This is a genomic window from Methylocystis sp. Uni0008, from assembly GCF_056838045.1.
This window is the reverse complement of the sequence record NZ_CM166370.1, coordinates 3891585-3916413: the sequence shown is the minus strand read 5'-3', so window position 1 is coordinate 3916413 and position 24829 is coordinate 3891585. Positions and strand designations below refer to the sequence as shown.

Here is a 24829-nt window from a genome sequence, read left to right as displayed (position 1 = left end):
CCCCCGACCACTGTAGCGCGATTTGCCGTCAGACGGCGTTCCGATAGGCCTTCGGCGAGAACACGGTCAGCAGCACGATCCAGACGTCCAGGATGATCGACCAGTTATCGATATAGTAGAGGTCGTGCTCGACGCGATGGCGGATCTTTTCGGGCGTGTCGATCTCGCCGCGAAGGCCGTTGACCTGCGCCCAGCCGGTGATCCCCGGCTTGACATTGTGCCGCCGCGCATAGAGCGCGATCCGGCGCTCGAACAGCTGGTCATGCGCAAGCGCGTGCGGCCGCGGGCCGACAAGCGACATCTCTCCGCGCAGCACGTTGAAGAGCTGCGGCAGTTCGTCGATGTTGTAGCGGCGGATGAATCGGCCGATGCGCGTGATGCGCTTGTCATGCGCCGTCGCCTGCTTGATGTGACGGCCGTCCTCCATCGTCGTCATTGTGCGGAATTTGACGATGCGGAAAGTCTCGCGGTTGAAGCCGTAGCGCCTCTGCAGGAACAGCGCCGGTCCCGGCGAGTCGAGCTTGATCAGCAGCGCGACGACGAGCAGCAGGGGCGACAGCAGAATCAGCGCGAGCGACGAGGCGACAATGTCGAATGCGCGCTTCGCCGCAATCTCCGCAAGATTGAGCGGATCACCGGCGAGGCTGAGACTCGAGATCGCGCCAACCTTGTCGATGTGCGCGTCAACGAAGCGATCGAGCACGCGTTCAGGACCAAGTTGGATGCGCGCAGGCACCCGCAGGAACGCCGTCACGCAGGAGTCGATGACATCGGTGCGCGACCAGGGCGCCAGAATGAACACGTCGTCGGGCCGCAGCAGGCGCGCCGACGCGGCGGCCAAGGCCAGATCATCGTCGAGCGTTTCCTCGTTGTCGCGCAGAACCACGCCGCCGACGACATGCATGCCGTATTTCCAGGGCTTGTAGCGATGGTTGAAAACGTCGACGTCGTGTTCGAAGCCGACAAGGAACAGCCGTCGCGCCGAAACGCCGCCGACGGCGGCGCTGACCCGTACGACATGCGTCAGCGCCGCACGATCGGCGTAAATTGCAAAAAAGCCGACGACATAAACGAGCACGAAAGCCGCGCGTGACGAATCGGCGCTCGTTCTGGTGAGAAAGCCCGCCGACACCGCGCAAAGAACCACGACGCTCCAAAGGCCGAAGGAGCGCCACCCATGGCCGCGCAACTGCAAATAGTTGGCGAAGCAATATTCCTTGCGCATCACGTTGGCGAGGACGAATGTCGCAGCCGCAAACAGGCAGAGCTGCAAATTCGACGCGCTTTCCTGAGCCCCGCCGAACACCCAGCAAAGCCCGTCCCAGCCATAGGCCCAGAGATGGTAGAGCGCCTCCATCGACAGCGCGGCGATCATAATCGTCACGAAATCGAAGAGGCCCGCGGCGAGCGAAAAGGAAGCTCTAACGAGAGCTGTATTGCTGCGCCGAGCCGAGGCGCCCGCCGCCGCGGCGCGCCGGGAACGATTCGTCCGTCTTGCGGGTGCGTGAGCGGTAGAAGGGCGGCTGTTCAGCCGTCCAAGTTGAATGTCCTGGGACAATGCCCATTCTCCGGATGATGCAAAACGTCCCGATTTGACACATCTCATGGTGTTCGGACCGTGCTCTCCCCTCTCCTGCAAAGCGCAGGCCTCCAATACGCTGGGGGTAACAGTCGAGCGCGAATGGGCACAATGAACTAAAGTCACCTATTCAATTGAAAACTCGAATGTTTGTCTTAAACTACAATGCTCCAAGGATTTTTTATTGTTGGACATTGTGTCGCTGGGCCGCCGCTCCATTCTTCCGCGGCGCCTTCACAACCCTGTCGTCGTGCCTGTAAAATATACGCCGTCGCAAAGGGCTGGACCTTGGCGCGGTCCATCAGGCCCCCTCCTCAAAACGAGAGGCAGCCAGGGTGACCGTTTACTTTCGTCAACAGACAGTGTCGCCGCAGGCCTGCCCAGCCCTTGTGCTCAACGCCGACTACCGGCCGCTGAGCTACTATCCGCTCTCGCTGTGGGGTTGGCAGGACGCAATCAAGGCGGTTTTTCTTGAACGCGTGAACATCGTCTCGGAATACGACAAGACCGTCAAAAGTCCGAGCTACGAAATGCGTCTCCCGTCGGTCGTGTCGCTGAAGGAATATGTGCGCCCGACGCGTCAGCCGGCGTTCACGCGGTTCAATGTTTTTCTGCGCGACCGCTTCACCTGCCAATACTGTGGCGAACACGAGGAACTGACCTTCGATCACGTCATTCCCCGATCGAAAGGAGGCGCGACGACGTGGGAAAACGTCGTCGCGGCGTGTTCGTGCTGCAATTTGCGCAAGGGCGACCGCCTGCCACACGAGGCGCATATGACGCCCGCGCAGGCGCCCTACCAGCCGTCGATCGCCGATCTGCATCGCAACGGCCGTCTGTTTCCTCCCAATTATCTGCACGAAAGCTGGATGGACTATCTCTACTGGGACTCGGTGCTCGAACCGTAATCGGCGCAGCCCAAAGAGAGAGTTTCAACCATGCGCCGAATCGTCGTCATGGCTTTCGGCTTCGTCCTCGCGGTTGGCGTGGGCGCCATTTTCCTCATCGTCTCGGCGCTCTTCGACTCGGCGACCCGGGAAGCGGGATTCGACGCCGCGATGTCCGGCATATTCGCCTTGATCGAAGAAGATGCGAGCGCCGGCGGATTGGAGAATCCTCTGGCGACATTCGGATTTATCGTTTGGACGATCATCATCGCCACCTGCGCCGCGCCCCTCGCGGTCGCCGCGTTGATCGGCGAGATCGCCGGCGCACGCTCGCTCCTCTGGTATTCGGGCGCGAGCGCGACGCTCGCGGGCGCGTCGCCCTGGATCGCACGCGCCGCAAAGGGTCTTGAGCGCGCCCGCGAAGCGAGCCCGCTCGAAATCCGCATCGCCCTGTTGTTCTTTCTCACGGGCGCGCTGACGGGGGCGATCTACTGGCTGATCGCCGCGCCGCCGCCTGCCCGTCAGGCTCGGGACGCCAAATCGTCGCTTCGGCAAAATTAGCGCGAAGGCGCGATCTTCTTGGGGCTGTGGCGCCAGTAGACGACGAGCGCGCCAAGGATCAGCGCCGCGCCCAACGCGACAGGCGCATAGCTCCAGAGAGTCGAGCCGACCGTGAAGGCGAAACGCGCCGTCTTGCGCTCGCCGTTGGGCTCGATCGCGGTGACCAGCGCGACATAGGCGCCGTCTTCCGTAATTTCGCGCTCCAGTGTAAGCGCGCCGCGCGGATAGAGTCTGGGTTCGACATGCGCGATGGCGCGCGACGACGAATCGTCGCTCTCGCCGGGGCCGGCGCGAACGATCCGTAATTCGATCGGCAGCTCGCGCAAACGCGGCGTCGCGAGATCGAAGGAAAGGATGATGCGCCCGCTCGAGGGGAACGAGTCGCAATATTTTTCGCGCGAGACGTCCGGCAGATAGCCGGCCATCTGAACAATCTCCGCGCCGAGGGCCGCCTCGCAAGAATCCTTCATGCTCGAGGTCTTATCCATGCTGACTGCGCCCGCCGGCATGGCGAATGCAGCAAGAATGAGCGCTGAAGCGATCATGCGCGCCAGGGAATGCTTCATCTTCATTTGGCGATACCTTGAGTGAACTGAGGCGCATATTGGATCATACGCGCCGGCGCCCGAAAATCCCCGGATTTTCTTGGACTCCGGCGGCGTCAGGATTGACGCCCAAAGCCGGAAGTGCTCTTAAGCCTGACATGGCAGACTACCATTCTCTGATCGCGAGGGCGGTGGCCGCTCTGCCGCAGTCCACGCCGGACGCGCGCCAGGCGGTGTATGAACGGGCCCGCAAGGCGCTGTTCAATCAGTTGCGCGGCATACAGCCGCCGGTCGCCGAAGGCGACATCGCCGCCGAGGTGCGCGCGCTTGAAGAAGCGATCGAGCGAGTCGAAAGCGACCTCGCGGCGAAGGAGGCGCAAGAGTCGCAGCCTCCGACAGAAACCTCCGCGCGGCGCGCACTGGAGCGGCTCAGGACAAGACCGGGCGAGCGGACGCCCTCTGAAGACGAAGATTCAGATTGGCGCGGCGCGCCCTTCTCCGCGGCGAGCGAAGACGAGACTCCCTCGCGCGAGCCGCAGCGGCCGGCGGCGCCCTTGCCGCCCGTGCCGAAGCCGCAACGCTCGATGCGCCTTATTCTTTCCGTCGCTGGCGTCGTCGTCGCGCTGGTGGCCGTCGTCGGAACGCTCGCCTGGCAGCTTCGCGAACAGCCTGAGGATCTGGCGAAGCTGAAACCGGAGAAACAGGCGTCCAACGGGTCTGAAAGCGGCAAGATCAACGACCGCGTCGGCGGCGACGGGCAAGCGGTCAAAACGCCCACGCCGCGCAGCCCCGCCGTGCCCGTAGCGCAAAAGGCGGAAATGTGGGTCGGCTCGCTCGCCGAACCGACAAAGGTCGACAAGATCTATAATGGCTCGGCCGTCTGGCGACTCGAGAATGTCGGCGGACCCGGCGAGCCGGTGGGATCGGCCATTCGCGGCGACGTCGACATCCCCGACGCGAAGCTGAAACTGACTCTGCTGTTTCGCAAGAACACCGACGCGACGCTTTCCGCCTCGCACACGATCAACGTCTCGTTCACCGTGGCGCCCGGCAGCCCCATCGGCGCCGTCAAAGCCATCGGTCCCATTCAGATGCGCCGCTCCGACGCGCAGTCCGGAGAAAAAGTCGCCGGCATTCCGGTGCCGATCACCGAGAATAATTTTCTGATCGGGATGATGCGCGGCGACCACGAAGCGCGCAATATCCTGCTGTTGCGATCGCTGGCGGCCTTGGATCTGCCGATGCAGCTTGCCGACGGGCGCGCGGCGACGATCAACATGGAAAAGGGTCCGTCCGGCGAGCGCGTCTTCGCCGACGCCATCGACGCCTGGGGCAAATGATCCCTATTCGCTTCACGTGGCGGCAATAACGCGGGCGCCGATCGCGCGCTCACATGACGAGCGTCAGCCTTTTCGCCGCGCGCGTCACGCCCGTATAAAGCCAGCGCGCCCGATGTTCGCGGAAAGCGAATGATTCATCGAAAAGCGTCACATCGTCCCACTGCGAGCCCTGCGCCTTGTGAACGGTGAGCGCATAGCCGAAATCGAATTCGTCCGAATCCTTGCGAAGCGCGTACGGAACGTCGCTTTCGGCGCCGAACAATTGCGGAATGACCGCCACGCGCTGAAATTTCACGCCTTCGCTTTCTTCCGGCGTCACAAGCATTCTGACCTTGCCGCGGCGCAGCGCCCCGGCGCTCTTCACCGTAAACAGCGCGCCGTTCAGAAGTCCCTTCTTGCGATTGTTGCGCAGGCACACGAGTTTTTCGCCCGACTGCGGCAGGTCCCCGGTGAAGCCGCGCAGCTGACGCAAGCGCGCGTTATAGGCGCGGCGCGTTTTGTTCATGCCAACCAGCACCTGATCGGCGCCGGTGACGAGCGCAGGATCGAGCGCGTCGCGGCCGACGACGCGCGTGTCGCCGAAGTCCCCGCGCTCTACGCCGTCGCCTGCGCGGATCGCCATTGACAGGCGGATGATCGGATTGTCCGCCGCCTGCCGATGCACCTCTTTCAGCATCACGTCGGGCTCGGCCTCGGTGAAGAAGCCGCCGCCTTTCACCGGCGGCAATTGCGCCGGATCGCCGAGCACCAGCACCTTCTTCCCAAAGGAGAGGAGATCACGGCCGAGTTCCTCGTCGACCATGGAGCATTCGTCGATGACGATGAGCGTCGCATGCGCCGCGTCGCTGTCGTCGTTGAGAACGAAAGAAGGCTCCTCAGTCTCCGTCTCGGTGGCGCGATAGATGAGACTGTGAATGGTGCGGGCGTCCTTGCAGCCCTTGGAGCGCATGACAAGCGCCGCCTTGCCGGTGAACGCCGCGAAGGCGACGTCGCCGTCGACATGTTCGGCGAGATGACGCGCGAGGGTCGATTTGCCTGTTCCCGCAAATCCGAATAGGCGAAACACCTGCGGCGCGCCTGGCGTTTCGAGCCAGCGCGCGACGGCGATCAGCGCTTGATCCTGTTCGGGCGTCCAGACGGGCATGGCATGGGCTGAGGATCGAATCGAGGCGTCACGATGGCGGACGCGACGCCGGCGAACAAGCGCCAATGTCGACCGCCGTCAGGCGCTGAACCCCGCAATGAGCAGGGCGCCGCCAAGCGCGAAGGACACCAGCGCGAATACCGGATAGCGCCTTTCGTAGCCCATCCCGGCAAAGATGTCGCGCACCGTGTCCGGCGGCAGAAAGAGCGTCAGCAGGCCGCTGATCAGCGTAATCCAGCCGACAAGCGAGACGAGCGCCGCAACGCTGTCGCTCCAGATGTCGTGGCCGATCACGATGGCGAGGCCGATCGCCAGCCGAATCATGCCGATGAATGCGATGGCGACGGGCTCGCGCGAAACGCTCTCGATCATCTGCAGCGCCACATCCCTGCGCAGCAGCATCCAGGCGGACATGATCAGCGCGTAAGCGCCGATCAGCTTTGCGAGAAAAAGCGTAAGCGGCGTCATGAACGCCTCCTTGCCGAAGCGCGCCTATACCGCCGATGAATGGCGGGCCGGCGCAGCCTGCAGGTAGGAGTCAAAGGCGGCGGCGACAAGCCGGACAAAGGGCTTGCCGCGTTCTGTGACGACGATCCGCCGATCCTGGACATCGATGACGCCGTCGGCCGCAAGCGCATCGAGCGACGCCTGCGCCGCGTCGAAAGCATCCTCCGAATAGCCATGACGCAAGGCCATGGCGCCGTAGTCGACGTCAAAATCGCACATCAGCCGTTCGATCAGCTCCGCGCGAGCGATATCCTCGCGCGTGAACGCGAGGCCGCGCGTCGTGGCGAAGCGTCCCGACTCGATCGCGCGTCGCCAACCTGCGAGGTCGGTGGCGTTCCCCACATATCCCTGCGGAAAACGCCCGATCGATGAGACGCCGAACGGCAGCAGCGCGTCGGCGGCGTCGATCGTGTAACCCTGGAAATTGCGGCGCATGCGCTTTTCGCGCGCCGCGATCGCCAGCGGGTCATCGGGCCGCGCAAAATGGTCGAGCCCGATCGATTCGAACCCCGCCTCTTCGAGCGTCTCGCGCACGATCGCCGCCTGCGCGAGGCGTTCGCCCGCGCCGGGCAATGCCGCGGCGTCGATCAGCTTCTGGTGCGACTTGAACCAGGGCACATGCGCATAGCCGAAGACGGCGAGCCGTTGCGGCGCAAGCGACGCCGCGAGCGATGCGGTGCGCGCGGCGTCTTCGACGCTCTGTTGCGGCAGCCCATACATCAGATCCAGATTGATCGCGGTGACGCCGCCGTCGCGCAGCAGCTTTACGGCGCGCGCGACCGTCTCATAGGGCTGTATGCGGCCGGACGCCTCCTGCACATGCGCATTGAGGTCCTGCACGCCGAGCGAGGCGCGCGTGACGCCTGCGGCGGCCAGCGCCTCGACGAGATCGGCCTCGAGAATCCGCGGATCGAGTTCGATCGCGTGTTCCGTCTCGTCTGAAAGGTCGAAATGATCGCGCAGAACGGAAACGATCGAGCTGAAGCGCGAAGCGCCCAGTATGCCAGGCGTGCCGCCGCCCCAATGGATGCTCGCGACCCGCCGTGCGCGCGTCGCCTTCGAGAAAAGCGCGATTTCGCTCTTGAGCGTCTGCGCATAGGAGTCAAGCGGCGCATCCTGACGCACGGCCTTCGTGTGACAGCCGCAATAGGCGCAGATCGCGGTACAAAACGGCACGTGGAAGTAGAGCGAGAGCGACGCCTCGGGATCGAGGCCTGCGAGCCAGGCCCGCGTCTCACGTTCGCCTGTCGACTTTGAGAAATGGGGCGCCGTCGGATAGCTCGTGTAACGCGGAGCGGATCGTTCGGCCAAGGCCAGGGACGCTGGGTCCATCCTACTGACTCCCTCGCCGCCGCGCGGCGCCGCTCAAATTGATAGCGCGACGCGGCCCGGCGCGCAAAAGCCACACCTGCCGCACTTTGACGCGGGCGTACAGGAATCGGCTTGGCCACAGAGCGGGAAAAAGGCAGAGTGAGACGATTTCACACTGGGCGGGAGTAATGGCGGATATGGCGATATTTTCCTGGCGACGACAGCGCTGGCTGGGATTCTGCCTCGTAGCCGGCGCGGGCCTCTCGGCGTCGATCGCGCAAGCCGCGGGCCCCACTGAGGCTGCCGGCCGCTATTCGATTCTTCGCGAGGGCGACAAGGATACGGGCTGCATGCTGACGCTCGACGCCCGTGCGCGCGGCCGCGCCGGCCTCAAGGCGCAGCTGGCGCCGGCGTGCCGCGACAACGGCGTCGTGATTTTCGATCCGGTCGGCTGGGGACTGGATCGCGGGCGCCTCGTGCTCACCGCCCGCAAAGGACACAAGGCGCACTTCGACAAGGACGCCGACGGCGTTTGGCGACGTGACGCCAAGGAAGGCAAGGCGCTCGGCCTCCGCCCGATTTAACAACCTGCATCCCTTCAGAAAAAAGAAGCCTCCCGGATTGCTCCGGGAGGCTCTCCGCCGTCGCCGCGCGAGAGGGGCGGGGTGCCGGCGACGGATGGCCTTGGCGCGATCTTTCGCTAATCGCACACTCGAACCTGGCGATGGTCGACGATCTCGCCCCATTGGCCTACGACCGGCTCGCGGACGAAATGGCATTCGCCATAGCCGTAGTAGGCTTCTGCGTGATCCGCCCAGGAGCCGCCATTAGGCGCGAACCAGGCCTCGGTCGCGTTATCGTAGGGGTCATAGCCATGACCGAAGCTCTCGCCTTGAGCGCCGCGGCGAGCAAGGTTTTCGTTCTGGTAGGGCTCGCGGCGTTCGGTCTGGTATGTCTCGCGGCTTTCGCCCTGGTAGGAATCTCGGCTTTCGGCGTAATCGGCGCCCTGTTCCATCGCGCCCGCGGGCGACGCGGCGAGCGCCAGGAGGAATGCGAGGGCGAAAGTCTGCCGCGACATGCTGGACTCCAGTCCTTTGAGGCGTGGGCGCAAGGACGACAGGATGATGAACTTCATCCGCCCCGTCCCGCATAAGTTGGCGCATTCCGTCTGAACCGGACATGGCCGCGCCGTTCATCCGGCAGTCAGCTTTGCGGCGCGGCTGCGGCGATTTAAGTATGGCGCTGTCTTTGCCGGGAGAAACGCGTGAGCGAGAAAACGCCCATTCGGCTGCTGATCGTCGAGGATCAGACAGTCATGCGCAAGGCGATCGCCGCGCTTCTCGCGCTCGAGCCGGACATGCAAGTGGTCGCCACCGCCGCGGACGGCGAACAGGCCGTCAGAGCGGCGCGCGCGTTTCAGCCCGACGTCGTGCTCATGGACATGAAGATGCCGCGAATGGACGGCGTCGAGGCCACGCAGGCGATACTCGCCGAAAATCCAAAGGCGCATGTCATCGCGCTGACGACGTTCGACAATGACGATCTCGTCTTCGACGCCTTCCTCGCCGGGGCTCAAGCCTATCTGCTGAAGGACGCTGAAGAGAGCGAGATCCTGGCGGCGATCCGCGCCGTCGCGCGCGGAGAGTCTCGACTGTCGCCGGGCATCGCGGAGAAGATCCTCGCCGAGTTTCGCCGCATCAAGGGCGCTCCGGCGCCCCGCGGGCCGAGCAGCGAAGAGGAGCCGCTGTCCGAACGCGAAAAGCAAGTCCTCGACGGCGTCGCCGCGGGCAAAAGCAATCGCGTCATCGCCGAAGAGCTCGGACTCGCGGAAGGCACCATCAAAAATCACGTCAGCACGATTTTGGCGAAGCTGCATCTTCGAAGCCGCACCGAACTCGCCATCCGCGCGCTTTCGCGGCGCTAGCGAGCGTCATCAACGCGATTCTTCAAACGCCGCGCCGCCAGATCGCGCACCCAAGCTCAAAGAACATCGCCGTGACGCCCTCCCCCGTCTTGGCGCTCGTATAAACGACGCTCAGTTCCTGAAGCGAGCGCTCCGCGCGGATAACGGGCGCGACGTCGATCTTGTTCACGATCGCGTAAGCCGGACGTCCGGGAAAGCGCGACTCGAACTGGGAAATGAGAGCGGCCATCTTGACGATTGTGGCCGGACGGGTCGCGTCGGATACGACGATCGCGGCCGAAGCGCCGGCGAGATAAACCGTTTCGAAAATTCGGCTGCCGAAATCGCCGTCGGTGTCCCACAAAACCAAGCGCAATCGGGCGTCGTCGCACTTGGGGCCGAGATCCAAATCATGGGTGAAGACGTCGACGCCGATCGTCGTCTTATAGTCGGGCTCGAAGCGATCGAAGACGAAGCGCTGTGCAAGCGACGTCTTGCCGACGCCGATATCGCCGAGCAACATCACCTTCGCAGAAAGCGTCGCCGTCTTCGTCATTTGACGTCGAACTCGCCGTCGAAAGGAATCTCGAAAACGACGCGTCTGCTGCGGCTCTTTTCGATATCCGCGTCGGCGATCGGATCGAGCGTCGCACGCCCGACGGGCGCCAGTCGCGCGCGCGACACGCCCCGCCCGACCAGCTTGGCGACGATCATGTCGGCGCGCTTGCGCGACAGCGCACGGTTGGACCCGGCCGATCCAGCCTTGTCGGCATAGCCGACGACGCGCAGATCCGAGCCCGTCACCTTCAGCAATTCCGCGAGTTCGTCGAGCTTCGCCTCTGTCGCCGAGGGATCGATAATGCTGTCCCGCTCGCTAAGGAAGACGGCGAAGGATTGGGTGAGACGCCGCAACTTGTCGCGGGCGTCCGCTTTGGAAATTGCGCGCGCGTCCTTCAATTCGGCGCGCAAAGCGTCGATCTCCGCCCGCGCCTCTTTCAAAATCTCCCGCGCGCGGGTTTCAGCGGCTTTGAGATGGGCCGTTTCCTTTGCGAGCGCGACGACGGCTACGCCCCGCTCGACCTTGTAGGGCGCCGCAGCCGGCGCGATCGCGTCGACGACCGCCTGCGGCTCTTCCTCATTGGCGGCGAGGCCGCGCAGGACGACGCGGCCAGCGTCATGATCGATTTCAAGACGCAGCGGGTATTGCGCCAGCTGGTCATAGGTCGCGACGGCGCCTTCGAAGGCCCTTCGGATGCGCGATTCGCGCCAGGCGCGCGTCGCAGGACCGATCGCCGCCCAGATCGCCAGCCCGGCTAAGATAAGCCCGGCGCCGATCACCGGAGCCTTGCTCTTGGGCTTCATCGACTCGGCCGCGAGGGCCTCGCTCAGCTGGGTGGCGATCGTGTCGGACGTCAGGGACTTCTCGTCGTTCTCGTGCCGCTCCACGATCGACATGAACGCCTCGTCGAGACGGCGCTCGTGGTGGCGCGGAAGCTCGCCGCCGAATTCCGCGGCGACGATGACGCGGGGCGAGGCGCGCAGGAATACGTTGCTCGAGCCCAGATCGAGCATGCGCAGCTCGCCCTTCTCATCGGCGTAGAGATCGGCGGCGAGTTCGGTGATGGCGGCGATCAGGCCGCTTTGCAGGTCGACGTTGCCCGGCTGCTGCTCGCTGGAAGGCCAGGCCGCAAGCACCCGCCCGCTGCCGCGCTCCAGCAGCAGCGCCCGTTTGAGCCTGCCGGCGTCGACCTCCGCGAGCGCGACTTCGGCCATCGAGCGGCCGGTGAGCAGCGCGCGCAGCCTGAGCCGCCACGAATGCGCCGACACCAGCGCGTCGATGCGCGCATTCAGCGTCTCGATGAGATCGCGAAACGCGGCGGCGACCGCCGTCGTCACGAGCCGGCCCATCATCGGATAGAGCGCCTCGACGATCATGTCCTTCGAGCGCTTCATCTCCGAGCGGATGGCAGTGACGACGAGGGGAGAAAGCGCTTTGGACAGCTCGCGATGGCGTTCCGTTTCGGCGCGCTCAACCGCTTCGACCAGAACATCGCCGGTCGCCGCGCCGAGCTTCTCGGGGCCGCCAACATAGGCGTCGAGCCGGTCGATGCGCTCCGCGGTGGCGTCGAGGCGGCGCAGCGCATCGCCCCCTAGCCCGGCTGTCTTCTGATCGAGGGCCTGCCCGTCGCTCGGCGCCGACATTTCAAGGTCTCGTCTATCGCAAGAACGCGGCGCAGCCGCACAAGCTCAGTTCTTCGTTCTGGCGATCTCTGTGCGTCGCGGCAAGGCGTTTCATTTTCATCCAAGCGGTCCGATCACCTGCCTAAGGCGTTTCAAAAAGAGACGCCACCCCCATCTCCTGTCGCGGGCGCGGCGGCCCGAATGCCCAAGAAATCGCTGTGCAACCTCGCTTCGGCGGAGGATCGGCTCAGCTGGCGCCTCCTAGCACGCGATCTGCAGAATAACGATAGATTGCGCCTAGTTGCGTCAAATTGGAACGAGCGGCGGCTTCGTGTCGATGCCAGTGCGCATTGCGACGAAAGTCATTTGGCAATGTGACCTGCCGCACTGCTGAGCAGTCAGGTTCTGACGCAAGGTGAGCGCAATCCCTCGGCCAGCAAGCGGCAAGCCAACGGCTCCGCTTTAGGCCCAAAACTGGGGATTTGAGCGCTGATGTCGATCGCGAATCCAAAACAGATGCTGAAGCCCTTCCTCGCGCGCCCGAATGGCGGGGAAGCCGCAGATGAGGCGCCGGCGCATGACGACAGCGCGCGGGGAACGCTCACGCGCGAGGACATCGCTCTGGCGATCCATCGCCGTCTTGAGGGCATATCCCGTCGCGAAGCCAAGCGCCTGACCGACCTCGTGATCGAGGAAATGGCGGCGACGCTCGCCTCCGGCGAGTCGCTGAAGCTGCACGATTTCGGCTCTTTCCTCGTGCGCACCAAGCGCGAGCGCGCCGGCCGCAATCCCCGCACCGGCGCGCCGGTCCCGATCGAGGCGCGGCGAGTCATCACCTTCAAGGCGTCGCCAAACATGAAGGCGGCGATCAATGGCAAGACTCCTTTGACGAAGGTCAAGAAGCGTGCGCGCGGCCGTCTCGCACGCCAGCACGGAGGGGCTGAACTCGTGAGAGTCTCCGCCCCCTGAATTCACGGTAGTCCGCGCTCCTCCCTGTGAGCGGACGCAGGGCCCGATCGTTCGCCGAACGCCCCGGCGAGCCTTCGGGCCCTTCTCTTTTACGGCAGAGCGGCTCGATTGAGCTTGCCGTTGGCGTTCCTCGGGAGCGCGTCGAGGAACATCACCGCGCGCGGACATTTGTAGGCCGCGAGATGCGCGCGGCAGTATTCCAGGATCGCCGTTTCGTCATGTGGCGCGCCGTCGCGGGTCACGACATAGGCCTTGATGATCGTCGCGGCGGCGTCGCGCCCGGGCCGCTCCGCCGCCGCCGCTTCGACGACCCCGTTAATCTCGAGCAACCTTTTCTCGACTTCCGCGGGAGAGACGCGGTAGCCCCCCGCGTTCATGACTTCATCGGCCCGCCCGTGGCGCCACATGTAGCCCTCGGAGTCGAATTCCACGAGATCGCCGGAGACGAACCACTCGCCGCGAAACGCCTCGCGCTCTTCCTCCGGACGGTTCCAGTAACCGACCATCATCCCCGGATCGTCGCGTCGCACGGCGAGGAGGCCGGTTTCGCCCGGCCGAAGCGGGGTCTCGCCGCCGTCTTGCGGCAGCGCCGCGACGACCCTGCCCGGCTGCGGCTTGCCCGGCGAATCCGGACGCACCGGCGCGGTCGGCCCGCTGGAGACGAAAGTCGAAATCTCGCTCATGCCGAAGGCTTCGTAGATGTCCTTCCCCGTCCGGGCGCGCCAGTCGGCGAGCAGGCTCGACGGCAGCGCCGCGCCGGCGGAGAGCGCGTGGCGCAGGCTAGAGAGATTGGCGTTCTCGGGCGCGCCATATTTCAGGATCTGGCGAAAGACTCCCGGCACCGCGGCGAAGATCGTCGCCCGGTGCGCCTCGATGAGACGCGGCCATGCGGCGGGATCGGGACGCCCATTGTAGAGCACGGCGCTGGCCCCGGCGGATAGCGGGTCGACGACGCCGACGCCCAGCGTGTAGGTCCAGTTGATCGCGCCCGCGTGAAGCATCACGTCGCCGGGACCAAGCCCCGTCCAGTGCGCGCGCATCGGCCTGCGGCCCCAGGCGGCCCGATGCGCGTGCAACACCCCCTTGGGCCGGCTCGTCGTGCCGGATGTGTAAACGAGATAGGCGGGATCGGCGGCGGCGGTGTCGACATAGTCGTCGAGCGGCGCGCTTTCGGCGAGACGCGCCAGATCGGCGCCGCGCAGGATCTGGACGTCGCCAGGATACGTCTCATCCTCGAAGGCCGCGCCCAAGGCTAGCGCCGAGGCGCCGCAGTCGCGCGCTAGGAATTCGGCCTCCTCCGGCGTGAGCTGAGAAGAAGCGAGCAGCGCCACATAGCCCGCGGCGATCGACGCGAAATAGGCAAGCGCCGCGTTGGCCTCATTGCCCATCCGGATCATCACGCGCGCGCCCTCGGGCAGACCGAGATCGCGCAGCCCAGCCGCCAGTCGCCGAACCTTGAGGTCGAGTTCGCCATGGCTCCAGCGCTGGGCGCCGGCGTCGCCCACGATGGTGAGCGCCGTCGCCTCGGGCCGCAGCCGCGCGTTTTCGGCAAGGCAATAGCGGGCGAGATTGAAGCGCGGGGGAACGGGCTCGAGAATGGCGCTTGGCGTCATGCGGCGCTTTTCGCATCGCCCGCGCAGGTTCGGCAAGCTAATCAATCCTTTCTCAGACCAATAGGATCAATCGAACAGGCTGGAGACGCTCTCTTCCCTCGCGGTGCGGGCGATCGCTTCGCCGATCAGATGGCCGATCGGGATGACGCGAATGTTCGGCGCGGCTTCGACCGCAGCCGTGGCGCGGATGGTGTCGGTGACGACGAGCTGCTTCAGCTTGGAGTTGGCGATGCGCTCCGCCGCGGCGCCCGAGAGCACGCCGTGGGTGATGTAGGCGTAGACGGAGCCGGCGCCCGCAGCGAGCAGCGCTTCGGCGGCGTTGCACAGCGTGCCGCCGGAATCGACGATGTCGTCGATGAGAATACAGTTACGGCCGTCGACGTCGCCGATGATGTTCATCACTTCAGATTCACCGGCGCGCTCGCGCCGCTTGTCGACGATGGCGAGCGGCGCGTCGATGCGTTTCGCCAGAGCCCGGGCGCGCACGACGCCGCCGACGTCCGGCGAGACCACCATGACGTTCTTGAGGTCAAGGTGCGACTTGATGTCCACCACCATGACCGGCGCGGCGAAGAGATTGTCGGTCGGAATGTCGAAAAAGCCCTGGACCTGGCCGGCGTGCAGATCCACGGTCAGAACGCGATCGGCGCCGGCGCGCGTAATCAGATTGCTGACCAACTTGGCCGAGATCGGGGTGCGCGGCCCCTGTTTGCGGTCCTGACGGGCGTAGCCGAAGTACGGGATGACCGCCGTGATGCGACGCGCGGAAGCCCGGCGCAGCGCGTCGATCATGATGAGGAGCTCCATCAGGTGATCGTTGGCCGGCGCGGACGTGGACTGGATCACGAACGTGTCCTGCCCCCGGACATTCTCCAGGATCTCGACCCAGATCTCCTGGTCGGCGAAGCGCCGGACCTGGGCGCGGCAGAGCGGAACGCCAAGATGCGCCGCGATCGCCTCCGCCAGCGGTCTGTTGGAATTGCCCGCCAGGAGTCTCATCGCCGCCATTCACCCGTCCCCGCGCCTTAACGCCGCGGCGTCATAGCAGCGATGGCGGCTGCGAACAATATGACGCGACAATGGCGCCCTTCCCGGCCTAAAAACATCGACAGGATTGCCTCTCGGACGGGTAATGCTCTAAATGGTGACAGCGGCCTCACCGATGCGCGGCGGGCCGGGCGTTTGGTTTGCGCCTTCACCCATCTCGCCCCTTGCGTAGTAGACAGGCGTCGCTTCCGTTAATGACGAATAGCGTATCGGATCATGCGCCGCAGCCATCCTCGCCGCGCGAGACGCGCGTCGTCGTCGCCATGTCTGGCGGCGTCGATTCCAGCGTCGTGGCCGCTCTGCTGAAGGAGCAGGGCTATGACGTCGTCGGCGTCACGATGCAGCTCTATGATCACGGCGAGGCCACGCACCGCAAAGGCGCCTGCTGCGCCGGGCGTGACATTCATGACGCGCGAAGCGTTGCGGCGCGGCTCGGCATTCCGCATTTCGTTCTCGATTACGAGAGCAAGTTTCGCGAGAAGGTGATCGACGAATTCGCCGCGAGCTACGCCAGCGGCGAGACGCCGGTGCCCTGCGTCGCCTGCAATCAGTTCATCAAATTCGCCGATCTCATGGAGACGGCCAAGGATCTCGGCGCGCATGCGCTCGCCACCGGCCATTACATTTCCGCCCGCGACGACGGGCGCGGCGGCCGCGCGCTTTACCGCGCCAAGGACGCCTCGCGCGATCAGAGCTACTTCCTGTTCGCGACGACGCGCGAGCAGTTGCGCATGCTGCGTTTCCCGCTCGGCGATTACGCCAAGGCCGAAGTGCGCGAAATGGCGCGCCGCTTCGGCCTCGAGGTCGCCGACAAGCCCGACAGTCAGGACATCTGCTTCGTGCCGACCGGACGCTACACGGACGTCGTCGAGAAGCTCGCGCCTGCGTCGGTGGTGCCTGGAGAAATCGTCCATCTCGACGGGCGCGTGCTCGGGCGCCACGCCGGCGTCATTCACTACACCATCGGGCAGCGGCGCGGACTTGGACTTGGCGCAAAGGTCGCCGGCCGTGACGCGGAGCCGCTTTATGTTCTGCGCCTTGACGCAGCGCGCGCTCAGGTCGTGGTCGGCCCGCGTGAGGCGCTGGAGACGCGCGCCGTCAAGCTGCGCGACGTCAACTGGATTGGCGAGGGAACGCTCGCGTCGCTCCCGCCCGAGGGCCTCGACATCGTGGCGCGCGTGCGCTCGACGCGGCCGCCGGTTCCCGCGCGGCTGATCGCGGGAGAGGATGGCGGCGCTCTGGTGGTCTTCGCCTCAAGCGAATTCGGCGTGTCGCCGGGGCAGGCGTGCGTCTTCTACGATTCCGACGAAAATGAAGCGCGCGTGCTCGGCGGCGGATTCATCGCCGCGATCGAGCCCGCAGCGATGCCAATGACATCAAAGGCGCCGCCTCTGCGCGCCGCAGAAGCTCGAAGGGCGCCTCGATGAGCGAAGCACGAAATTTATTGCGCGAGATAGAAACGCTGGACAACGGCAACGTCGAGGCCGCTTACGCGCGCTGGGCGCCGATTTATGATCTCACTTTCGACATTCTACTGAAGCCGGGCCGCCGCGCGGCCGCCGCGGCGGCGTCGAATACGCGCGGGCCGATCCTCGACGTCGGCGTCGGCACCGGGCTGGAATTGCCGATGTTCGCGCCGAATGCGCAGGTGGTCGGCGTCGATCTGTCGGAGCCCATGCTGCGCCGCGCGGCGCAGCGCGCGCGCCGCGAACGTCTCAACCATGTCGCGGGGCTCGTGAAGATGGACGCGACGCGTATGGCCTTCGCCGATGCGAGTTTCGGCTGCGTCGTGGCGCCTTATGTCCTGACGGTCGTGCCGGAGCCGCAAGCCATGCTCGACGAACTGGCGCGCGTGTTGCGGCCCGGCGGCGAAATCGTTCTCGTCAATCATGTGAGCGGGAAAGACGACGCCATCGCGCTGTTCGAGGCCTGGCTCGACCGCCACATGGCGCCCAAACTCGGCTGGCGCCCGCAGTTTCCCTGGTCGATCATCGGCGACTGGATCGACGCCAACCCGCAGATGAAACTCGTCGAGCGACGCCCGCTCGCGCCGTTCGGGCTGTTTACGCTGACGCGGATCGAGCGAATCGCAGTGGATCGCGAGGAACGCGAAACGTCCGCGCCCCTGGAGATGGCGCTCGCGTAACGAAACTCTCTGACGCCACTGGCGCCCGGCGGCGCGCGACGCTACATTGATCGAGCGGCGCTGCGGGGTGCGTGCAGGACCATTATTCCCCGGGGCCTTATCGATCCTTATGGGAGCTGTCCCTGGTCTCGCTCGTGGGCTTGGTCACACGGCGCCCACCTACGTTGTAGGTTCCCGGGATCGATGTCCCACGGCTCTTGTGGCCCGCACTCCCCTTCCCTGTTATTCCTCTCGCATGAGCGATCTGAAGACCGAGCTGCGGCGCCGTTCGCTGGCGCGCCGCGATCTCGTCACGCCGCATGAAGCGCATGAGGCGGCCGCCTCGGTCGCGCGTCGCGGCCTCGCGCTCGTCGCCGCCCTCGCTGGCGAGGCCGCGCCGGGCGCCTCGTGCGTCGTCTCGGTCTATTGGCCGATCCGCAGCGAACTCAACACGCGCGCGCTCATCGACGCGCTCACCGCGCAGGGCTACCGCGTAACGCTGCCGGTGATGCACAAGGTGCGTCATCCGCTCATCTTCCGCGCCTTCGCGCCAGGCGACGACCTCGTGAAAGGTCCGTTCGGGCTGTCGGAGCCTGCGGACGACAAACCCGCGTTCGATCCCGACATTGTGTTTTCGCCGCTTGCGGCCTTCGATCGGCGGGGCTTTCGCCTGGGCTATGGCGGCGGCATCTACGACGCCACGCTCTCGGCGCTGCGCGCCAGAAAGCCGGTGATCGCCGTCGGCGTCGCCTATGCCTGTCAGGAAGCCGATCACGTGCCGACCGAGCCGCACGACGAGCGGCTGGATTTCCTCATGACCGAGCAGGAGACGCTGCGATTCGCGCCCGCGATCGCGTAGGCAGGCGCCGGAACCAATCGGAATGCGGCACGTTAACGCAACGATGCGGTCTATTTAATTTTCTTTTTCGGAGAGTTCGAGATGAAAGTTTATTTCACGGCGGCCGCCGCGACGGCGGCTCTTTTGTTTTTGCCGGCTGGCGCCGAAGCGACCTGCAGGATCTTCCAGCATCGGGACTATGGCGGTTCCGGCTACACGCTTCACCATCAGGAGCGCATGAAGATGGTGCGCGGCGAAAGCGTCGGGTGCACGACGAATGGTCACGGCGGCGGCTGCGAAAGCACCATCTATGATCCGTCCTGGAACGATCATGTGTCGTCCTTCCGCGTGAAGAACGGCTGCACGCTGACCCTGTGGCAGCACGTCAATCAAGGCGGAGCGCGATTCCGCTCCAACAGGAGCTATCGTTACGTCGGCGACGGCTGGAATGATCAGGCCTCCGAAGCGCTCTGCATGTGCTGAGCGCTGCTCGAGCCGAGAGCAGCCTGGCGCTGGGCTGAACCTCAGCGCGCTGACGGCGACGGCAGCTTCACGAGCTGGCCTTCGCGGAGCTTCTTCGACTTCAACTCCGGATTGAGGTCGGCGAGCACGCGCCACTTGCCGGTCGCGCCATAGAGGCGCCTGGCGATCGATTTGAGCGTGTCGCCGGCGCGGGCCGCATAAACTCCAGGATCCCGTGCGGCCGTCGGCGCCGCCTCGGCCGGCGCACGCGCAGCGACTTGCGGCGCGGCGTCCTGCGGTTCGCTTACCGCGCCCCCTGTCTTCGCCGCTTCTTCGGGAGCTGGCATGTTCGCCTCGACGGCAGACTCCTCGGCGCTCGGCGTTTCATTGCCCGCCGTCTGTTCGACTTGCTGCTCTTCCTGTTGCGCCGACTCTGAATCCGCAGCGACGTGCGCGCGTTGCGGCCCGGCGACGAGCAGAAAGACGATAGCGACAGCCGCGGTCGCCAGTGAAACTTCCGCGAGGCCGCGACGCCGCGGCGGCGGAAAAAGCGGCGGCCGCTCGCGGCTGTCAGCCTCGGCAGGAGGGGCGGCGTCCTGCGCCTCGCGGCCGCGCAGCCAGACGAGCGCCTCGAAAACGAAATACAGAAACAGCGCCGCCGTGACAGGCGGCTTCCGGAACGACTCCGGCGCAAACATGTAAGCGACGACTCCAAGCTGAATCAGCGCCGAAAGCCAGGGCACACCGATTGCGCCAAGCGTCAGGCGCCGGCGCGCCGCTATAGCGCCGGCGGCGGCGAAGAGCGCAAGATAGACCCAGAGTAGCGCGCCCTGACCGCTGAACGCCCAGCCGAAGGCGGTTGCGCCCAGCAGATAGGTCAATCCGAGCGCGGCCGCCGCATAGGCGGCATGAACCAGCCGCTGCGGCCCCAGGATGCGACTCAAGTGAAAAGGCAGCGCCGCCGCAAGCGCCGCCATCAGGATCACGGCCGCATAGGCGGATGTAAGATTCGAGTTCATGACCCCGCGCTCCTCGAGCCGCTGAGCGGCGCGCCACCGGTTTCAACTTCAATGCGCATGCTGATGTGACAGTTTCTTGAGAGAGCCCTCGCGCGCATGCGGGATTATTCCGATTTTCCCGAAACGCCGGCGCTCTCGAAGGTGGCCATGCCGCGGTGACATGCAAGCGCCGCATTGATGAGGCCGATGGCGAGCGCCGCGCCCGAGCCTTCGCCAAGCCGCATGTCGAGGTCGAGCAGCGGGCGCACGCCAAGCCGGGTCAGAACCTCGCGATGCGCGCCCTCCGCGGAGACGTGGCCGGCCATGCAATGCGCGATCGAATCGGCGGCCGTCGCGTGGAGCAGCGCGGCGGCGGCGCAGCCTACGTAGCCGTCGAGCACCACGGGAATCCGGTTGAGGCGCGCGGCGCAGATCGCGCCCATCATCGCCGCGATCTCCCGCCCGCCGAGCCGGCGCAGGATCTCTAACGGGTCGCTGAGATACGGACCGTGCAGCGCGAGCGCCTTGTCGATCGCGGCGTTCTTGCGCGCTAGCCCCTCGTCGTCGAGGCCCGTGCCGCGCCCTGTCCAGCGCGCGGCCGGCCCGCCATAGAGCGCCGCATAGATCGCGGCCGCGCTCGTCGTATTGCCAATGCCCATCTCGCCCAGGGCGAGGAGGTCGACGTCGCCCTGAATCGCCTCCATTCCGTAGGCGAAAGTCGCCGCCGCCTCGCGCTCGTCCATGGCGGGCGCCTGAGTGAAGTCCGCGGTCGGGCGTTCAAGCGCGAGTTCAAAGACCTTCAGGCCGACGCCGTTCGACTTGCAGATCTGATTGATCGCCGCGCCGCCGTTCAGAAAATTCGCCACCATCTGCTGCGTGACGCTCGCCGGAAACGCCGAAACGCCTTGCGCGACAACGCCGTGATTGGCGGCGAAAACCGCCGTCAGCGGGCGTTCGACCGACGGCTCGGCGCGGCCCTGCCAGGCGGCGAGCCATTCGACGATTTCCTCCAATCGTCCCAGAGCCCCGGGCGGTTTGGTGAGCAGGCGGTCGCGCGCCCGCGCCGCCGCGGCGGCCTGCGGATCGGGGCCGGGCAGAGCGGCCAACAGAATGCGGATTTCTTCGAAGGGCTGAACGGCTTGGGACATGCCGCCGGCTTTACCGGGTCGCGGCGGCGTTGGCGAGCGCCCGCCGCCGGAGAGCGCGGGCGACGGGGGCTACGCCGGTCGTAAAGTCGCCTGCGCCCGCATCGATTCGAAAGCCGCCAGCGCGCGCTCGCGCGCCTCGCCATGGTCGACGATCGGATGCGGATAGGTATCGCCCAGCCGAACGCCGGCCGCGCGCAAAACCTCCTTCGGCGCCGTCCAGGGACGATGAATGTAGCGGGCGTCGAGCGCGGCGAGCTCCGGCACATAGCGCCGCACATAGGCGCCGTCGGGATCGAATTTCTCGCCCTGAAGCGCAGGATTGAAGATGCGGAAGTAAGGCGCGGCGTCCGCCCCGCAGCCCGCGACCCACTGCCAGTTGGCGCTGTTGTTGGCGAGATCGGCGTCGACCAGCGTGGCCCAAAACCAGCGCTCGCCTTCCCGCCAGTCGATCAGCAGATGTTTGATCAGGAAGCTCGCCGACACCAGCCGCGCCCGATTATGCATCCAGCCGGTGATCCACAGTTCCCGCATCGCGGCGTCGACGAGCGGATAGCCGGTCTGTCCCTTGCGCCAGGCGTCGAGCGACGCTTCATCGTCGCGATAAGGAAAGCGCTCGAAAGCTCTGTCCAGCGGGCGTTCCGGCAGGTCCCAATGGGCGATCAGCAGGTGGTGGCAGAATTCCCGCCATCCGAGCTCGCGAAGATAGGCTTCGCCGCCGATGCTGCCGGGCTCGTTGATCGCATGCCAGACGTCGCGCGGCGACACTTCGCCGAAATGCAGGTGTGGGGACAGCCGCGACACGCCGACCCGCCCCATGAAGTCGCGTTCCGACTTGTAGTCAGCGACATGATGGCGCGCGAAATCCGCAAGCTCCGCGCGCGCGGCCGTTTCTCCGACGAGCCAGGCCTCGCGCATGCCGCCGGCCCAGTCGGGATTCTGCGGCAACAGCTTCCAGGCCTCGAGATCGTCGCTGTCGGGCAGGAGCGGCGCGGGATGCAGGTTTTGCGGCGCCGGCAAGGGCCGCTCCGGAGGCGGCGCGGCGAGGCAAGCCCGCCAGAAAGGCGTGAAAACGCGGAAGCTCTCGCCCTGCTTGGTGCGCAGCGTTTCCGGCTCGAAGAGCAGCGACTCATGGAAGCAATGCGTTTCGACGCCGTCCTCGCGCAGTTGCGCCTCTATTTCCGCATCGCGCCGGATCGCCCAGGGCTCGTAGAGCCTGTTCCAGAAGACGGCGTCCGCGCCGGTCTCGGCGATGATCTGCTCGAACACATACTGGGCGCGGCCTCGCCGCAGCGTCAGCGGCACGCCTCGCAGGGCGAGGCTCTGCGACAGCGCCGCGAGAGAATGGTGCAGCCACCAGCGCGCCGCGCCGCCGATGCGCCATTCGCCGGGACTTTCGTCGTCGAGGATGTAAAGGGCGACGAGCGGCGCGCCTGTTCGCGCCGCCGCCGTGAGCGCCGGATTGTCCGCGATGCGCAAATCATTGCGAAACCAGACGATCGCCGGCGCATTCATCTTCGCAGAACCTCGTTCGACTTTTCCGACAGGTCACGGTCGAACGTTCCGCCTCGACGAACGATCCTTGACTTAAGTCGTAACCACGCCGGGAGCCCAGGGTTCCCCGGTCGGCGTTTTGAGGCGTTCGATACGGTCCCGCAGGCGGCTAGGTCAGGCGTTTGGCGTGCTTGAGCCCATAAAAGAGGTAGATCCCGACCCCGATCGCCGTCCAGATCAGCAACCGCAACCAGGTGTCGAGCGGAAGCGCGGCCATCAGCGCGAAACAGGACAAGATTCCGGCGATCGGCAGCCACGGAATGCCCGGCGCACGGAAGGGACGCCTCATTTCGGGGTGCATTGAACGCAGGCGCATCACCGCCAGGCAGACGAGGGCGAATGCCGCCAGCGTCCCGATGCTGACCATTTCGCCGAGGATATCGAGCGGCAGAAGCCCCGCCGCGAGCGCCACGACGACGCCGACGAGGATCTGGCTCACGGCGGGCGTGCGCCACGCCGGATGAAGCCGCGCGAAGATCGGCGGCAGCAGACCGTCATGCGCCATCGCGAAGAAGATACGAGTCTGGCCGTAGAGCAGCACGAGTATCGCCGTCGTCAGTCCGGCGAGCGCGCCGAGCTTCACCGCCCAGGCGAGCCATGAGACCCCGGTGCGATCCATGACCAGCGCCATCGGGTCCGGGACGCCGAGCTCCTTGTAGTTGACGACGCCCGTCGCGACCGCCGCGACGGCGATGTAGAGAATCGTGCAGATGACGAGCGAGCCGATGATCCCGATCGGCACGTCCCGCTGCGGATTATGCGCCTCCTGCGCCGCCGTCGAGACTGAGTCGAATCCGATATAGGCGAAGAACACGACGGACGCGCCGCGCACGACGCCGCTCCAGCCGAAAATGCCGAACTCGCCGGTGTTGTCTGGAACAAGCGGCGTCCAATTGGCGTGGTCGATATGGGCGGCGCCGAACACGATCACCATCAGCACGACCGTGACTTTGATGGCGACGATGACATTGTTGAAAAGCGTCGACTCTGTCGTCCCGCGCACAAGCAGGGCGGTCAGCAGCAGGATGATGGCGGCGGCAGGAACGTTGAACAACCCATGCACCGCGCCGGGCGGCGCGCCGTGCGCTGTGGGATCGGCGAAGTAGGCGGTGGTCAGCTCCGGCGGCACGTGTATGCCGAGCCCCTGCATCACGCGATTGAAATAGCCGGCCCAGCCGACGGCGACGGTGGCCGCGCCGGCGGCGTATTCGAGCACGAGATTCCAGCCGATGATCCAGGCGAAAATCTCGCCGAGCGTCACATAAGTGTAAGTGTAGGTGCTTCCCGCGACGGGGATGAGCGCCGCCAGCTCCGCGTAGCAGAGGGCGACGAAGGCGCAGGCGACTCCCGACAGCATGAAGGAGATCATCACCCCGGGCCCGGCGTAATTCGCCGCCGCCGTGCCGGTCAGAACAAAAATGCCCGCGCCGATGATGCCGCCCACCCCGAGCGACATCAACGACGCCCAGCCGAGCGCGCGCTTGAGGCCGTCGCCCTCGGCGGCGTCATGTTCGGCGATGATCTGATGGACGGATTTGCGGGTGAGATAGATTTTGCTGGCGGGTTGGGACAAGCGTCGCCCTTTCGCAGTGCGCGATGTCGCAGATGCGCCGCGCCTTTTGGTCGCGCCGATTATCATTGCGGCGCCGAAACATACAAGCGGAAATGACGGGACCAGGCCGAAGGCGCCCGTGGAGCCCTCCCGATCCGGACGACGGGCGTGCGGCCCCAAACGCTCCGGTCGGGTTGCCATGCGGCAGCCTTTGCTATAGCACGACGCGAATGCGGCGTCGGCCGCCTTTACAGGGTTGAGCTCGAGAATGGCGTCATGAGCCAGAAGCCCATCAACTATCTGCATTTATCGACGCTCGTCGCTGTGGCGATCCTCGTCGGCACCGAGCTTGTCGGCGCCTCCTGGGCGGCGGGCTGGGCGCTGGGCGGTTTGTTCCAGCTCGATCCCCTCGTCAGCCGCGCGCTCGAAGTCATTTTCTCCCTCGCCGGTCTCGTCGGACTCTTCTTCTTCATGCGGACGGCGATCCGCAATGAGCCGATTCGCGGCTGATTAAGGTCTCGCGCCGGAATGTCTCGCGCCCCACGACAGGCTCGCGGCGGACGCGGAC

General features: G+C 65.5%; 25 protein-coding genes and 1 other RNA gene. 12 read left to right on the top strand and 14 right to left on the bottom strand.

The features are described from left to right. Positions 1 to 28: 28 nt before the first annotated feature. Complete coding sequence (locus AC0X69_RS19405) at positions 29 to 1375, bottom strand: exopolysaccharide biosynthesis polyprenyl glycosylphosphotransferase (protein ID WP_482613451.1); 1347 nt, start codon at positions 1373 to 1375, stop codon at positions 29 to 31. 593 nt (positions 1376 to 1968) lie between these two features. Between AC0X69_RS19405 and AC0X69_RS19400 the strand changes: the two genes are divergently transcribed. Both AC0X69_RS19400 and AC0X69_RS19395 read left to right on the top strand, forming a co-directional pair. Beyond that, a complete protein-coding gene (locus AC0X69_RS19400; RefSeq protein WP_482613450.1) occupies positions 1969 to 2487 on the top strand; it encodes an HNH endonuclease in 519 nt (172 codons plus the stop codon). A gap of 30 nt (positions 2488 to 2517) precedes the next feature. Beyond that, positions 2518 to 3027, top strand: coding sequence for a hypothetical protein (locus AC0X69_RS19395; protein ID WP_482609937.1), 510 nt, complete (start codon positions 2518 to 2520; stop codon positions 3025 to 3027). Here AC0X69_RS19395 and AC0X69_RS19390 read toward each other — a convergent pair. Beyond that, positions 3024 to 3599, bottom strand: a complete 576-nt coding sequence (locus AC0X69_RS19390; RefSeq protein ID WP_482609935.1) for a hypothetical protein — start codon at positions 3597 to 3599, stop codon at positions 3024 to 3026. The two genes, AC0X69_RS19395 and AC0X69_RS19390, sit on opposite strands and share 4 nt — an antisense overlap. 131 nt (positions 3600 to 3730) lie before the next feature. Between AC0X69_RS19390 and AC0X69_RS19385 the strand changes: the two genes are divergently transcribed. Beyond that, complete coding sequence (locus AC0X69_RS19385; protein WP_482609933.1) at positions 3731 to 4912, top strand: hypothetical protein; 1182 nt, start codon at positions 3731 to 3733, stop codon at positions 4910 to 4912. A gap of 49 nt (positions 4913 to 4961) precedes the next feature. Here the strand turns inward: AC0X69_RS19385 and AC0X69_RS19380 are convergent, their stop codons facing one another. From AC0X69_RS19380 to hemN, 3 genes are all read right to left on the bottom strand, one after another. Beyond that, positions 4962 to 6056, bottom strand: a complete 1095-nt coding sequence (locus AC0X69_RS19380; RefSeq protein WP_482609931.1) for an ATP-dependent DNA helicase — start codon at positions 6054 to 6056, stop codon at positions 4962 to 4964. 78 nt (positions 6057 to 6134) lie between these two features. Next, positions 6135 to 6524, bottom strand: a complete 390-nt coding sequence (locus AC0X69_RS19375; RefSeq protein ID WP_482609929.1) for a hypothetical protein — start codon at positions 6522 to 6524, stop codon at positions 6135 to 6137. Positions 6525 to 6548: 24 nt separating this feature from the next. Beyond that, complete coding sequence (hemN, locus tag AC0X69_RS19370) at positions 6549 to 7895, bottom strand: oxygen-independent coproporphyrinogen III oxidase (protein WP_482609927.1); 1347 nt, start codon at positions 7893 to 7895, stop codon at positions 6549 to 6551. Positions 7896 to 8071: 176 nt separating this feature from the next. On the opposite strand from hemN, the gene AC0X69_RS19365 reads away from it, so the two are divergent. After that, positions 8072 to 8458, top strand: a complete 387-nt coding sequence (locus tag AC0X69_RS19365; protein ID WP_482609925.1) for an AprI/Inh family metalloprotease inhibitor — start codon at positions 8072 to 8074, stop codon at positions 8456 to 8458. A 116-nt stretch (positions 8459 to 8574) separates the two neighbouring features. On the opposite strand, the gene AC0X69_RS19360 is transcribed toward AC0X69_RS19365, so the two are convergent. Continuing rightward, positions 8575 to 9009: a hypothetical protein gene (locus tag AC0X69_RS19360; protein ID WP_482609923.1), complete on the bottom strand. Its 435-nt coding sequence runs from the start codon at positions 9007 to 9009 to the stop codon at positions 8575 to 8577. A gap of 129 nt (positions 9010 to 9138) precedes the next feature. On the opposite strand from AC0X69_RS19360, the gene AC0X69_RS19355 reads away from it, so the two are divergent. Next, positions 9139 to 9798, top strand: coding sequence for a response regulator (locus AC0X69_RS19355; RefSeq protein ID WP_482609921.1), 660 nt, complete (start codon positions 9139 to 9141; stop codon positions 9796 to 9798). 22 nt (positions 9799 to 9820) lie between these two features. Here the strand turns inward: AC0X69_RS19355 and AC0X69_RS19350 are convergent, their stop codons facing one another. Together AC0X69_RS19350 and AC0X69_RS19345 are read right to left on the bottom strand one after the other, a co-directional pair. Next, entirely contained in the window at positions 9821 to 10333 is a 513-nt protein-coding gene (locus AC0X69_RS19350) for a Rab family GTPase (RefSeq protein WP_482609919.1), read from the bottom strand. Beyond that, positions 10330 to 11979, bottom strand: a complete 1650-nt coding sequence (locus tag AC0X69_RS19345; RefSeq protein ID WP_482609917.1) for an OmpA family protein — start codon at positions 11977 to 11979, stop codon at positions 10330 to 10332. The genes AC0X69_RS19350 and AC0X69_RS19345 overlap by 4 nt, the downstream gene beginning before the upstream one ends. A 471-nt stretch (positions 11980 to 12450) precedes the next feature. On the opposite strand from AC0X69_RS19345, the gene AC0X69_RS19340 reads away from it, so the two are divergent. Further along, positions 12451 to 12927 carry an integration host factor subunit alpha gene (locus tag AC0X69_RS19340; protein WP_482609915.1) on the top strand — a complete coding sequence of 159 codons (477 nt, stop codon included), beginning with the start codon at positions 12451 to 12453 and terminating at the stop codon, positions 12925 to 12927. A gap of 89 nt (positions 12928 to 13016) precedes the next feature. On the opposite strand, the gene AC0X69_RS19335 is transcribed toward AC0X69_RS19340, so the two are convergent. Continuing rightward, entirely contained in the window at positions 13017 to 14540 is a 1524-nt protein-coding gene (locus AC0X69_RS19335) for an acetate--CoA ligase (RefSeq protein WP_482609913.1), read from the bottom strand. Positions 14541 to 14606: 66 nt separating this feature from the next. Beyond that, entirely contained in the window at positions 14607 to 15548 is a 942-nt protein-coding gene (locus AC0X69_RS19330; RefSeq protein ID WP_482609911.1) for a ribose-phosphate pyrophosphokinase, read from the bottom strand. A gap of 233 nt (positions 15549 to 15781) precedes the next feature. Here AC0X69_RS19330 and mnmA point away from each other — a divergent pair, with 233 nt between their 5' ends. From mnmA to AC0X69_RS19305, 5 genes are all read left to right on the top strand, one after another. Next, on the top strand, positions 15782 to 17014 hold the full coding sequence (mnmA, locus tag AC0X69_RS19325; RefSeq protein WP_482609909.1) for a tRNA 2-thiouridine(34) synthase MnmA: 1233 nt from the start codon (positions 15782 to 15784) through the stop codon (positions 17012 to 17014). Beyond that, entirely contained in the window at positions 17011 to 17733 is a 723-nt protein-coding gene (locus AC0X69_RS19320; RefSeq protein ID WP_482609907.1) for a class I SAM-dependent methyltransferase, read from the top strand. The genes mnmA and AC0X69_RS19320 overlap by 4 nt, the downstream gene beginning before the upstream one ends. Positions 17734 to 17787: 54 nt before the next feature. After that, a non-coding RNA gene (gene ssrS / locus AC0X69_RS19315) (6S RNA) lies at positions 17788 to 17942 on the top strand. 26 nt (positions 17943 to 17968) lie between these two features. Beyond that, positions 17969 to 18571, top strand: coding sequence for a 5-formyltetrahydrofolate cyclo-ligase (locus AC0X69_RS19310; RefSeq protein WP_482609905.1), 603 nt, complete (start codon positions 17969 to 17971; stop codon positions 18569 to 18571). An 81-nt stretch (positions 18572 to 18652) separates the two neighbouring features. After that, entirely contained in the window at positions 18653 to 19033 is a 381-nt protein-coding gene (locus AC0X69_RS19305) for a hypothetical protein (protein WP_482609903.1), read from the top strand. 41 nt (positions 19034 to 19074) lie between these two features. Here the strand turns inward: AC0X69_RS19305 and AC0X69_RS19300 are convergent, their stop codons facing one another. The 4 genes from AC0X69_RS19300 to AC0X69_RS19285 form a co-directional block, all read right to left on the bottom strand. Next, positions 19075 to 20031, bottom strand: coding sequence for a LysM peptidoglycan-binding domain-containing protein (locus AC0X69_RS19300; protein WP_482609901.1), 957 nt, complete (start codon positions 20029 to 20031; stop codon positions 19075 to 19077). Positions 20032 to 20135: 104 nt separating this feature from the next. Continuing rightward, positions 20136 to 21158: a nicotinate-nucleotide--dimethylbenzimidazole phosphoribosyltransferase gene (gene cobT, locus AC0X69_RS19295; protein WP_482609899.1), complete on the bottom strand. Its 1023-nt coding sequence runs from the start codon at positions 21156 to 21158 to the stop codon at positions 20136 to 20138. 69 nt (positions 21159 to 21227) lie between these two features. Beyond that, a complete protein-coding gene (locus tag AC0X69_RS19290; protein ID WP_482609897.1) occupies positions 21228 to 22670 on the bottom strand; it encodes a cryptochrome/photolyase family protein in 1443 nt (480 codons plus the stop codon). A 148-nt stretch (positions 22671 to 22818) separates the two neighbouring features. Beyond that, entirely contained in the window at positions 22819 to 24282 is a 1464-nt protein-coding gene (locus AC0X69_RS19285; protein ID WP_482609895.1) for an amino acid permease, read from the bottom strand. 255 nt (positions 24283 to 24537) lie between these two features. Between AC0X69_RS19285 and AC0X69_RS19280 the strand changes: the two genes are divergently transcribed. Further along, positions 24538 to 24771 carry a hypothetical protein gene (locus AC0X69_RS19280; protein ID WP_482609893.1) on the top strand — a complete coding sequence of 78 codons (234 nt, stop codon included), beginning with the start codon at positions 24538 to 24540 and terminating at the stop codon, positions 24769 to 24771. Positions 24772 to 24829 lie beyond the last annotated feature (58 nt).